Source organism: Streptomyces sp. NPDC005799 (assembly GCF_040630525.1).
In the GTDB taxonomy this organism is placed as follows: Bacteria; Actinomycetota; Actinomycetes; order Streptomycetales; family Streptomycetaceae; genus Streptomyces; species Streptomyces griseorubiginosus_B.
The window spans coordinates 1-10,904 of the sequence record NZ_JBEXXQ010000088.1; the positions used below are offsets into that span (position 1 = coordinate 1).

The 10,904-nt window shown below is 68.2% G+C and carries 13 protein-coding genes and 4 pseudogenes; 4 read left to right on the plus strand and 13 right to left on the minus strand.

Annotated elements, in window-relative coordinates; translation table 11 throughout:
• Positions 1-756: pseudogene (locus tag ABZ453_RS47345) on the minus strand (transposase); the annotation flags it as partial.
• 38 nt (positions 757-794) lie between these two features.
• Here ABZ453_RS47345 and tnpA point away from each other — a divergent pair.
• The 3 genes from tnpA (at position 795) to ABZ453_RS47360 (ending at position 3,973) form a co-directional block, all read left to right on the plus strand.
• On the plus strand, positions 795-1,223 hold the full coding sequence (tnpA, locus tag ABZ453_RS47350) for an IS200/IS605 family transposase (protein WP_359025714.1): 429 nt from the start codon (positions 795-797) through the stop codon (positions 1,221-1,223).
• An 870-nt stretch (positions 1,224-2,093) separates the two neighbouring features.
• Positions 2,094-3,473 carry a hypothetical protein gene (locus ABZ453_RS47355; RefSeq protein WP_359025715.1) on the plus strand — a complete coding sequence of 460 codons (1,380 nt, stop codon included), beginning with the start codon at positions 2,094-2,096 and terminating at the stop codon, positions 3,471-3,473.
• A gap of 212 nt (positions 3,474-3,685) precedes the next feature.
• Positions 3,686-3,973 carry a hypothetical protein gene (locus ABZ453_RS47360; protein WP_359025717.1) on the plus strand — a complete coding sequence of 96 codons (288 nt, stop codon included), beginning with the start codon at positions 3,686-3,688 and terminating at the stop codon, positions 3,971-3,973.
• 35 nt (positions 3,974-4,008) lie between these two features.
• Here the strand turns inward: ABZ453_RS47360 and ABZ453_RS47365 are convergent.
• From ABZ453_RS47365 to ABZ453_RS47410, 10 genes and pseudogenes are all read right to left on the minus strand, one after another.
• Positions 4,009-4,272, minus strand: a pseudogene (locus tag ABZ453_RS47365) (transposase); the annotation flags it as partial.
• A 315-nt stretch (positions 4,273-4,587) separates the two neighbouring features.
• Positions 4,588-5,619 (minus strand): transposase, encoded by a 1,032-nt coding sequence (locus ABZ453_RS47370; RefSeq protein ID WP_359025719.1) that lies wholly within the window; start codon positions 5,617-5,619, stop codon positions 4,588-4,590.
• Between the two features lie 380 nt (positions 5,620-5,999).
• Positions 6,000-6,089, minus strand: a complete 90-nt coding sequence (locus ABZ453_RS47375; RefSeq protein WP_359025757.1) for a TetR family transcriptional regulator — start codon at positions 6,087-6,089, stop codon at positions 6,000-6,002.
• Positions 6,059-6,427 (minus strand): annotated as a pseudogene (locus tag ABZ453_RS47380) (transposase family protein); the annotation flags it as partial. The gene ABZ453_RS47375 and the pseudogene ABZ453_RS47380, both read right to left, overlap by 31 nt.
• 59 nt (positions 6,428-6,486) lie before the next feature.
• Positions 6,487-6,708 carry a hypothetical protein gene (locus ABZ453_RS47385; protein WP_359025721.1) on the minus strand — a complete coding sequence of 74 codons (222 nt, stop codon included), beginning with the start codon at positions 6,706-6,708 and terminating at the stop codon, positions 6,487-6,489.
• Between the two features lie 236 nt (positions 6,709-6,944).
• The gene (locus ABZ453_RS47390; RefSeq protein ID WP_359025723.1) at positions 6,945-7,151 is read right to left on the minus strand and encodes a hypothetical protein; all 207 of its coding nucleotides are present in this window, start codon (positions 7,149-7,151) and stop codon (positions 6,945-6,947) included.
• Between the two features lie 153 nt (positions 7,152-7,304).
• Positions 7,305-7,673, minus strand: a complete 369-nt coding sequence (locus ABZ453_RS47395; protein WP_359025725.1) for a hypothetical protein — start codon at positions 7,671-7,673, stop codon at positions 7,305-7,307.
• 234 nt (positions 7,674-7,907) lie between these two features.
• Positions 7,908-8,150, minus strand: a complete 243-nt coding sequence (locus ABZ453_RS47400) for a hypothetical protein (protein ID WP_359025727.1) — start codon at positions 8,148-8,150, stop codon at positions 7,908-7,910.
• Between the two features lie 39 nt (positions 8,151-8,189).
• Positions 8,190-8,951: a zinc-binding dehydrogenase gene (locus ABZ453_RS47405; RefSeq protein ID WP_359025729.1), complete on the minus strand. Its 762-nt coding sequence runs from the start codon at positions 8,949-8,951 to the stop codon at positions 8,190-8,192.
• Positions 8,948-9,130 carry a hypothetical protein gene (locus ABZ453_RS47410; RefSeq protein ID WP_359025731.1) on the minus strand — a complete coding sequence of 61 codons (183 nt, stop codon included), beginning with the start codon at positions 9,128-9,130 and terminating at the stop codon, positions 8,948-8,950. Before ABZ453_RS47410 ends, ABZ453_RS47405 begins: the two co-directional genes overlap by 4 nt.
• Positions 9,131-9,145: 15 nt before the next feature.
• Between ABZ453_RS47410 and ABZ453_RS47415 the strand changes: the two are divergent.
• Positions 9,146-9,319 (plus strand): annotated as a pseudogene (locus ABZ453_RS47415) (helix-turn-helix transcriptional regulator); the annotation flags it as partial.
• 16 nt (positions 9,320-9,335) lie between these two features.
• Here ABZ453_RS47415 and ABZ453_RS47420 read toward each other — a convergent pair.
• Positions 9,336-10,034, minus strand: a complete 699-nt coding sequence (locus ABZ453_RS47420) for an RES family NAD+ phosphorylase (RefSeq protein ID WP_359025733.1) — start codon at positions 10,032-10,034, stop codon at positions 9,336-9,338.
• Positions 10,035-10,038: 4 nt separating this feature from the next.
• Positions 10,039-10,752, minus strand: a complete 714-nt coding sequence (locus ABZ453_RS47425; protein ID WP_359025735.1) for a hypothetical protein — start codon at positions 10,750-10,752, stop codon at positions 10,039-10,041.
• Between the last annotated feature and the right edge of the window lie 152 nt (positions 10,753-10,904).

The window sequence follows — 10,904 nt, forward strand, 5'->3', positions numbered from 1 at the left end:
TTGTGGTTGGTGTTCTTGACGTGCCGTGCCTCGCGGCGGGAGCGCTCCTTGAGCCGGCGCTTGGCGGACTTGGTGTGCTTCTTCTGGAGCTTGGCACGCAGGGCAAGCTGACGCTTGCGGTACCGGTTCAGGGCGCGTCCGGCGGCCTGGTAGCCGGTGGATGTGGTGGCGATGTTGACGATGCCGAGGTCCACGCCGATGAAGCCGTCCGGCTCGTACGTCTCGGCTTCGGGAACCTCGCACGTGGCGATCAGGTAGAAGACGCCGTCACGCTCGATCAGGTCGGACTCGCCCTTGCGGTAGGGCTGGAGCACCTTGAGCGCGTCGGCGGAGCAGGAGAAGCGGACGTACTTCAGCCGTCCGGACGTGGTCCAGATCGACACGGTCTGCTGGTCGTACTGCCAGCTTAGACACCGGTCGTCATACGGCTGCGCGGCATCGGGCCGGAACGTGATCGGCTTCGACTGGGCCTTTCGGCGGCGCTTCGACCCCGGCTTGCCGAGGTTCCCGGCCCGGATGTTCGCCTTCAAGGTGGTGTAGGCGTCGCGCACCTTCTTGATGGTGTGCTGGGCGGCCTGCGCCCCGAGCCCTTCAGCCTTGAGACGCGGGTAGGTGTGCTTGCGCAGCTCGTACTCACGCGGCACCCCGTGGGCGAACGCCACTTCGAAAGACCCAGCACGCCAGATCGTTGACCGTGCGCAGGGTGGAGCGCAGCGCGGCGGCCTGGTCGGCCTGCGGCATCAGCTTCACCTGCATCACGATCTTCACGACGCTCAGCGTACTACAGTTGATCTATGTCACCACGCTGGGAGCCAAATCCCAACATTCGCAGGGGCCGTAGCGTCGTCTACACCCTCCACGCCCACTTGGTCTTCACACCCAAGTACCGGCGCGGACCGTTCACGGACGAGATCCTTACGCGCTGCGAAGAGATCATGCGGGCTGTCTGCGCGGACTTCGAAACCGACCTGGTGGAGTTCAACGGCGAGCGTGATCACGTCCACCTGCTCGTGCACTACCCGCCCAAGGTCGCCATCTCCCGACTCGTCGGCTCCCTCAAGGGGGTGTCCGCCCGCAGGCTCCGCCAGGAGTTCCCCGGCCACATCCGCAAGTACCTCTGGGGCGACCACTTCTGGTCCCCGTCCTACTTCGCAGCCTCGTGCGGCGGCGCACCGCTAGAGATCATCAAGGAGTACATCGAGAACCAGAAGCGACCCGTCTGAGGGCAACAGTGCACACCCATGCGCCCCTGCAAGTCACCCCCATCTTGAGAAGCGATTCCTCCCGGCCGTAAACGGCCGGGGTTCCCCGCTAGATCCCGCTGAAGACGAGCGTCGGGCCGAGGATGCTGCCCGCGTGGGTGGACGACGTGGGTCAGGTGGGAAGTGGATTCCGCCTACTTCGCGATCAAGAAACCATGCTCGGGCGACGCGTCCTGCGCGCCCGGACCTTGGCCGGCATCGCAGGAGGTCTACGCCCTGCTGACCACTTACCAGTTGATCCGGACCGCCATCGCCGACGCCACCGCGACTGACACTCACATCCCTTCTGAGCTGGGAAGACGCCCGGACCCCTGGACGTACGCTTGACGTTTAACCTGCCCTGTCACTCGACCTGCTGATCTGCGGTTTTTCTCGGGACAGCAGAGGCGGCCGTTCTCCACGCTTCGAGATGTCGAGTCACGAAGCATGAGAGAACGGCCGCTACGTATGAGTCTCCCGGTCCACGCGCCCGCGGGCGAGGCGTTCAACGTCTTGTCCCGTGTGGTGCCTGGGGGGTCACGTGCGCTGCCCCAGGGGCAACGAGAGGTCGCTGCAGCGCTTCGACGACGTGTGCGGCGGCCCCTGGTGGCGTGAGTACTTTGCCGAGGCCGCTGCCCCCGCAAGGTTGGCCCCCTCGCAGGTTTTTGATGGCCGACCACAACAGTTCGACGGGGTTGAGTTCGGGCGCGTAGGCCGAGAGCCGCTCGAGCGTCCGCGATCCATCTGGCTCGAAAAACTCGGTAAGCCGACGCCCGAGCCACCTCAACTGATCCACAGGATTTGAGAGTTATTCCACGGCTCGCCTGATCAAGAACTACTAGCATCTGCTGCGTGAAGACTTCTGGCATATTTCGAAACCGTCTGAGACTCGTGCTGACCACCGTGTTCTCCGTGGTGGCCCTCGTCATGGTGCCGACGGGCCCCGCCCAGGCGGTGACTCCCGGCGCCAACCCTGGGAAGCTGACCACCCTCACCTCCTCGTCGGACTACGCGAGGTTGGAACTCCAGGAGCACCGGGTCCCGACCTCCTCACTGGACAACCTGGCCAGCGAGATGGGCACTGCCCGCGGGGTCGACCAGGTCCTCGCCAGCGCCAACCACCCGATGCGCAACGCGGCGGACTGCTCCAGCATGGAGAAGACCGCGCTGCCGCTGAAGCCGACGGCTGAGTCCTACTACTGCTGGGACTCCGGTGACGACAAGACCCAGGACTGGCTGCCGCAGTCGGTGACGTCCAGCGGCGACGCGGACAACGACGGCCTGTGGGGCACGAACAAGGTGATCCTGGCCGGCTGGGGCGAGAACGGGGCCACCACCACGGACCACATGGCCCGCATCGCCTTCATCGACGCCAACGACCCGAGCAACTTCAAGTACCGCTGGGTCCTGCCCGTCATCCCCCTCAACGGGGGCACCGACTACCGCGCCCTGAAGTCCCACATCGGCGGCATGGTCTGGTACCAGGACAAGCTGATCGTCACCTCCTGGGAGGATGATGCCGATCACAACCAGCTGTACATCTTCGACATGCACCGCATCCTGCAGGCGACCGTCAACAGTTCCGCGGTCGGCAAGGTCAGCAACGGCTGGTCCGCCGACGGCTACCAGTACGTAATGCCGGCGATCGGCTCCTACAGCCTCGCCGGCGGGGGCTGCGTCTCGACCAACGACGACTCCTTCCCGTGTTTCGGCTCCATCTCGCTCGACCGCAGCAGCGTGCCGGACAGTCTGGTCGCCACGGAGTGGTTCTCCTCCGGTGGCACCCAGCCCGCCCGCATCTGGCGCTACAACTTCGACGGCAACGACCCGGGCTACCTCGCCAAGGACAGCAACGGCTACGTCGAGGCCGACAAGATCTACGAGACGAACGCCGTCGGTCTCCAGGGCGTGCTGTCGCACAGTTCGACCCAGGGGGGCACACCGAACTTCTACGTCGACGACGCGCGCGGCGGCGTCGACCAGCACGGCATCCTGTGGCGGCAGAACACCAGCGGCGCCAGCGCGGCAGCCAACTGCGGGGGCGATATCACGTACGCCTGCTGGGGCATGCACACGGAGGGCATGTCCTACTGGTGGAACACCGGCCGGCTGTGGACGGTGACCGAATGGGCGGCCGACATCAACGCCCACTGGTCGGGCACTGACACCGCGCGCCCACAACGGCTGCTGTACTCCGTACCGCTGTCCTCGGTCGACAGCACGCTGAACTGAGCACAGGGGGCGTAGCGCACGGTGTGTGCGCTACGCCCGTCGCCTGCCCGGACTGACCGGAAGGGTCACGGCCCGCTTCTTTCGGAGAATGTACGGCACGACCAGGTCGTGATCCTGTCTATCGAGACCCAGCCGGTGCCGCGCGTCCTGGCCGATCAGCGGCTCGTCGTCGATGACCTCGGTACGGAAGCGACAGGATGGGCCGAGGTCGGGTGAAAGCCTCAAAGATCACGAAGGCATCGGGAGGTCTGTCCCAGATACGCCTGACTGGGCATCAGCTCGCCGACTACCTGCGGATGCTGGACTGGCGGGCCCATCCCCCGAGCGGCGACGGCCAAGCGGAAGCCGTCCGCATGTACAACGAGATCTCCCGCGTCCTGGACGGCATCACCTCACCCCCGCCCGCCGACGCACCACCTCTGCTCGTGGTGGACAACGGCTTCATCGGAATCCCCTCCACCTCCCCCACACCCACGACGACCGGCACTCCGACTGCCTGAGCTTGACTCTGTCGGGGATCTTGGAGCCGTCGAGGTCAACTCCCGAGGGTTCGCCAGGACTTTACGCGAGGAGTCTCCCGTTGGTCGAGGTACCTCTGGAAGGAAGCCGGTTGGCGGGGCGTGGGTGCTTCCATGGCTGATGGTAGTCCGCTGAGGCGCTCGATGTTGATGGCGATGGCTGTCAGGACGTGCTGGACGTGGGCCTTTCTCTGTCCTCGGTAGCGGCAGCGCCGTATGCCGTGTCCGCGGGCAAACTCGTTGACCGTGCCCTCCACTCCGGAGCGGACCGCGAAGCGGGCTTTCCACTCGGGCGTCTGCTGCTCCGCGGACGCGGAGTTGCAGGTCGCGGAGCTCTCGTGGAGGAAAGCCCACGGTGCGGTGGCTTTCGCGGGAGGTGGTGCACTGAGCGCGAGCCGGGCCGGGCTGGCACTGGCCCTTGGTGAACCGTGCCACGATCAGCGGGGCCGCGGTGGGTGAGGAGGTCGGGTAGGGGCCGTGCCAGCCCGCGCTGACCTGCCCCTGGGGGCAAGTGACCTGCCAACGGTCGTAGTCGATGTGGAAGTCGTTCCGGGCGAAGCCCTCGCCTCGGCGGTGCTGGCGGGTGGGGTTGCTCTTCAGCGGACCGGAGACGGTGACCTGGTGTTCACGGGCGGCCTGTTCCAGATGGGGCAGGGAGGTGTAGCCGGCGTCGACCAGGTGCTCGGCGGGCAGCAGGCCGCGTCGGGCGAGGCGGGTGTGGATTCCGGGCAGGCCTGGCTGTCGTGGGTGGTGGCCGCGGTGGTGGCGACATCCGTGATCACATTGGGGCCGTCGGGAGCACAGGTCTCGGTCAGATGAGCGGCGAACCCCTTCCGGCTGATGATGTGTCCGTGCCGCGCGTAGCGGGCCGAGGTGTCGTAGGGCGAGACGATCGCCTTCGACGACTGGGGCAGACCCGCCCCGCCTTCCTTCTCAGCGGTGCGCCAGCGCAGGTGTCCCGCGGCATCACGGTGATAGTTCTGCACCATGATCTGCCGCAGGGCCTGGATGCGAAGACCGGACATGCGGTCCGCTCCGTACCGGCAGAGGTGTTCCAGTAGCCGGACGGCGTCGTTTCCGGTGGCAAGGATCCTGGTCATGGGTTTGGTGGGGTTCTTCCCCAGGCGGACCGGCCGGCCGTAGCGCAGCCCCCAGCCCTCATCGACCAGCCCGTCCAGCAGATGAGTAGAGATGCCTGCGACCTCCTCGAGTGCGGCGCGAACCGCCTCGGTGACCAGCTCCAGGCGGGTCAGGTCACGCACCGCGGCCAGGACATGGGTGGAGTCAGCGCGCTGCGTGGTGCGCTCGCGCACAAGTCCGGCCTCCTTCAGTCGCGCGAGTGCGAGGTCGAGGAGACGGTCGGCGCGGCCGTCCTCGGCGAGGCGGTCTCGGAAGTCGGCCAGCACACTGTGGTGGAAGCCGGGATCGTCCAGCTCCATGGCCATGGCGTACTTGAAGTCGATGCGGCAGCGGACCGACTCGGCAGCCTGCCTATCCGACAGGCCGAGCAGGAACTGCAGCACACAGACGGTGGCCAGCTGAGCAGGCGAAAGCCCTGGACGCCCGTCCCTGGGGTACCAGTCCGCGAAGTCCTCGTCACACCACAGCCCGTCCAGCCCGTCACGCACCCATAGCGCTGTCGTGCCGCCCGGGTTGCTCGCCCGCGCGACCCGCGCGGTCAGAGGCGGAACGTGCTCACCGGAACGGGGGCGCAGGGACAACGAGCACCTCGACAGCTGTATCGGTCGGTGGAACTACACGAGCATGCCCGTCGATCTTGCTGCCGCACCGGGAAACCGAACAGGACGTCCCGCAGGGCCTGGGCGAGGGCCGGGTCGGACACGACCGCCTGTCGGATCCCCAGGGTCGGGGCACCCTGCGGGTGCGGCTCGGGCATCATGCGAGCCAGCGCCACCAGGTCGTCGCGCAGGCCGCCGGTGTCGATGGGCGGCAGGGGCGGGTACTTGCGTGCCGTCATCGCCGTGATCACGAGCCTGGGCTTGTTTTCCTACCGCCGGTACAGCGTGGCCGTGCTCGCTTTCGTCCGTCTGGCCACCTCGTCCACGGTCGCCTGCTCGTAGCCGACCTCGGCGACCAGGTCGAAGGTGACATCGAGGCAGCGCCGAGTTGGGCGGTCAGGCGGTTCGTGCGACGCTGATGGCGTTCCACGGTCTCGGGGACCTGCTCACGGAACGTCTGCCGCGGGCAGCCGAGCACCGGGCACACCAGCCGCCGCAACCTCACCGCGGCGACGACCTGCCGTCCGTCCACCGGAATGTCCGAGACCATCCGCCCGTGGAAGCCATGCACCCGCCCCGTCAGCTGCCCGCACGCCGGGCACGGCACCGGATCGTCTCGGCTCCGCGCCGACACCCGGATGACCTCGCCCTTAACCGTCACACCCTCGACGACCAGGGCCGATAGCCCCGAAAACACCACGTCCACAAGCTCATTGACATCGTGCACACCATGCAGACGAGGGCCGTCACACTTCGTTACCACCGACTACGGGCCAGAGCCATTGGCTGGACAGACCCGTGGTCGCCGGGGTGGGTGCCGGTGAGCTGGATGCTGTATTCGTCGTGCTGTTCGTTGGTGGCGATGAAGGTCATGCTGCCGGTCTTGTCCTGTACGCCGCGGGCGATGAGCTGGTCGTCCGGGTGCCAGGTGTACTCGATCATGCCGGGCTTCTGCGCTGCGGCGCTGAAGGTGAACACGATCGGTTTCGAGCAGTCGGCGCTGTCTGAACGGGGAGCCACGCTGACCGATCGGCCGCCCAGGATCGGGCCGGCGTTCTTGCTGGTGTCGGTCTGGCTGTCGGAGACTCTCGGGCTCGTCTTGCGCTGGGAGCTGCTCCCACCGCCGCCGGGTGTCGAGTGCCGGCCCGTGGGGTGTGGGCTGGGAATCGGTGGGGTTGGCCGTGGGGGTCAGGCCGGGTGTGGTGTTGGTGCGGTCAGGGACCGGCGAGGAGGCGGTGGGCGTGTTTGGAGGGGGCCGAACCGCCGTGATCGTCCTGCTGCCCCTTTTTCAGCAGGGAGACGAGGTGGAGGTAGGAGAGCACGAGCACGGCGACCGTCAGGAGCATGCCGGTCGCCCAGCCAACGTGCTGGCCGCGCCGGGGCAGATCCAAGCCGTTGTGCGGCGCGCCCGCGGTCGGCATGGTTGTGCACGATGCAGCGCACTCCCCCATCGGGATGCTGCGCACCTGGTGCGGTCCGCCGCCGCACCAGGTGCGCACGATGCCGTGCACTCCCCCCAGACGATGCGCAGTGTGGTCCGGCCGGGCGGTCGCTCCTACGTGGCGAAGGGTGCGCTACGGCCGGTTGAGGGTGATGGAGTTGACCGGCGTGAGGCTCTCGTAAGTCCAATCGTCCTGATCGAGGGTCTCGTAGCACTTGGTGCCGCCGTAGTTGTAGCAGAGGCTGGCGGTGGCGTCGCCGTACTGGTTATTGAGGACCCAATGGTCCCCGTACTGGTTGCTCAGGTTGTGGTAGCCGTAGCTGGAGTACTGGACCGTCGGATGCGGGTTGTTGAAGGGTTCGACGCCCTCGGGCCAGATACACACGTTGCCGGACCTGCATCCGTACACCGTGTCGTCGCCGGCCTGGGCGGCGCCGCTCATCGCCAACACTGCCGTGGCCGCTGTCGCGAACGCGGCGGCGGCGCTCATCACCTTGCGCATGCTTCCCCCTGCTGGAGATTGCCTGCGGTCTCGGAGGCACCGGATCAATCCGGAGGGCAGAGCAAGGCACGGTCAGCTCCGTCGACACCCTCGTAGACCGCACGAACGTTGGCCACCACCATGGGCTCTTCCTCCCATGGTTGCCACCCTTTCGATGCTGATCGAAACGTGGTCCCTACACTCGTCCGATGGTCTGAGCGAAGACCTGGGGCTGCAGATGCGTTCCCGCGCGGATCAGGCTGCCTGCGGCACGGTCGTCAGGCCTTCGATGTCCTGGTAGGCGAGCGGGTCCTTGACGCGACCGGCATCGTGATGCCGATGATCGGCGCTGCATCGGCCACAGCGGTGTAACTGCCAGTGCAGGTCATCCCTGGCTGCGGGGTCGCACCAGCGGACCGCACGGTCCGCGAGCCCGGCGAGCCGGGCGTCCGACTCAAGCTGCTCCGACGTGGGCCGGAACAAGAAATCGGTCAGCAAAAGGGCATTGGGCGTTCGTATGGCTGGTAGGCGGCGGGCTCAGTCCACGTCGAGGACGGCCTTGCCGCGTAGGGTCCGGTCCGCGAGCGCCTGCACCGCGTCGACGATCTTGTCCCACGGTCCGCGCCAGCCCACCGGGACCCTCAGCCTCCCGGCGGCGACCAGGACTAGCAGTCGCCCCAACTGGGTCTGCCGGTCGGTGAGTCCGCCGCCGTTGTAGACGGACACGATCGCCTTGGGCTCCTTGCTGCCCAGGGTGGGTCCGACCGGCAGCGCGGCCTCACGCCCGGCCGCCCAGCCGACGCTCTGCAGACTGCCGCCGGGCGCCAGCAGGCCGTAGGCGGCGACGAACTGCTCCCCGCCCACGGTGTCGATCACTACGTCGACGGGTTCTGTCACCCGATCCACCGCGCCCACCGCTTCGTCGGCGCCGAGTTGCGCGACGCACCGCCGTCCGTCCTCGGACCCGGCCACCCCGATGAGGTACGCCCCGCCGAGCGCCGCGAGCTGCGCCGCGAACCCGCCCACGCCACCGGTCGCGCCGGTCACCAGCACCCGGCGCCCGAGCAGCGGGCCGGCCTGTTCCAGGACGCGCAGTGCGGTGCCCCCCGCGACCGGCAGGGTGGCCGTCTCACCGAGGTCAACGCCGTCCGGCACGACGGCGACGTCGACGGCGTCCATGGCCCGCAGCGCCCCGAAACCGCCGCCCTCGGCGAAGCCGACGACGCGCGTGCCCACGGCAGGCCCGCTGCCGTCGGCCGCGGCGCGCACCTCGACGCCTGCCGCGTCGAACCCGATCACCGTTGGACAGACTGCAGCCGATCGCCGGGCGCCGCCTGCTGCGCGAACCACAGCTCGGCCGCGTTCAGCGAGGTGTGCCGGACCTCCACCAGGACCTGGCCGGGGCCGGGCCGGGGATCCGGGGCCTCGCCCAACCGCAGCCGTCCGCTCGCTTCAGGATCCACGATCAACACACGCATGGGACTGTCCTCAGCGAACGCGAGGTCCTCACCCTGGTCGGCTGCGGTCTGTCCAACACGGAGACAGCGGCCGAGCTGTGCATCGGCGTGGCCACGGTGAAGACCTACCTCACCCACCTGCTGACCAAGCTGGGCGCGATGGACCGCGCCCAACTGGTGATCATCGCCCAGGAGGCCTGGCTGGTGGCGGTGCGGTATGCGGTGGTCACTTGCGACTGCGCGGTTCCTGGACGCGGATGCGCAGCGGTTCGAGAAGGTCGTTCACGTACCGCCGGCCGTCCCTGCTGTCCAGTGCGAGCGGGGCCTGCGAGGACGGTCGGAGCAGGGCCGGCCCGTGCTGCCGCGTCTCCTCGTCCAGGTACAGCACGCACACGTCGGCCGCGTTCCGGCCGAACTCCTGGCGGGAGGGCCAGCGGAAGCCGACCGCCGAGCCCGCCTGGCCGCGGATCCAGGATGCCCAGCGCCGGGTGCGCGGGTAGGCCGGCGCCTCGGACGTGACGAGCCAGTGGCTCTGGTGGACCGCTGCCAGAGCGGGCCCGTCCGTCAGGTCCACCAGACACAGATCGACGGCCGCCTCCACCTTGGACAGCACCCTGTCCCGCACCTGCGCCTGCCGGATGCGCCGCCGGCCGTCCTCGCGCGTCCGCAGGTCACGGGCCAGCGTCTCGCACAGAGCGGCGAGCGGTGACATGGCCGCGTACAGGTACAGCACCGGTCCGGTGCTCAGTTCGTCCCGGATGTAGCAGAACCGGCCGCCGCCCCAGTGCAGGTCCGCCGGCTCGTCCTTGAACTCGGTTCCGGCCCGCCGGCCGCTGTGCACGCGCCACAGCTCGGTACCGGCCGGCAGGACGTGGAGCCGCGGTGTCGCCGTGACGCTCGGTTGCGGAATCATCTGGTCGGGCACGTGTTCACCACTCCGGGATCTCGGCCTGGGCCGCGGACCGCAGGGCGTCGTCCGCGCCGGTGCCCAGCAACCGTGCGGGCGCGGCGTTCAGCCACACATTGGAGGCCAGCCACCAGTCGGCGGCGCCCCAGGGATCCACGTCGGCCGACAGCAGTCGGTTGATCTCGACCACGACCGCGTACGGCGTCCCGGACTCGGGATCCAGCTGAAAGGCGGGGATCCGTTCCACGTCGTCCGCGTCGGTCAGCAGGATCAGGTCCTGGGCCTCGTCCGCGCTGAGGTCCACGGCCCCGGCCGGGAGGGCGGGCTCGGCGAGCAGCCAGGCGTCGTCCGCGTCGGGGCGGTACGGAGGATCGTCGTCGGCCTCCAGGGGGCGGATGGCCGTCCCGGCGCTCCCCTCTTCGTCGTTCATCTCCCTGCGCAACGTCAGGAGCAGCTCCAGAAGCCGAGCTGACTCGGGCGTGGTCGCCACGGACTGGAAACGCACGCTGGACGGAGACAGGGACAGCGCCTCGCGGGCAGGGTGGTCTGGCGGTGTGAACGGCTTGACCAGATCGCGGACATCGCGAGCCGTGCCGCCCGGGTCCGTCTCTGTGTCGGCGAGGATCTCGACGAGTTCCGCGCGCGCGGAAGAGTCGAGCCGCCCGGACAGCTCACCCCAGTACCTGTGGATCGCCTGGATGGCCAGCACCAGGGCGAGCGGGACTTCAGCGGCCAAGCCGACACACACACCCCTTCCAGCGCGCCACCATAACAGGACGAAACGTCATCCGAGTTGAGATCGCGCAAGTCGGGGCCGAACGGAAAACGCGTACGCCATCATGGCGTCCTGGCATCGCCCGAGGGAGTCGCGGTGCACGACCGGACCGA

Bases quoted from the DNA above. Each gene is read 5' to 3' on its own strand.
- tnpA (WP_359025714.1), top strand. From the start codon at position 795: ATGTCACCACGCTGGGAGCCAAATCCCAACATTCGCAGGGGCCGTAGC.
- ABZ453_RS47410 (WP_359025731.1), bottom strand. From the start codon at position 9,130: ATGCGTGTGTTGATCGTGGATCCTGAAGCGAGCGGACGGCTGCGGTTG.
- ABZ453_RS47390 (WP_359025723.1), bottom strand. From the start codon at position 7,151: ATGCCGACCGCGGGCGCGCCGCACAACGGCTTGGATCTGCCCCGGCGC.
- ABZ453_RS47395 (WP_359025725.1), bottom strand. From the start codon at position 7,673: ATGCGCAAGGTGATGAGCGCCGCCGCCGCGTTCGCGACAGCGGCCACG.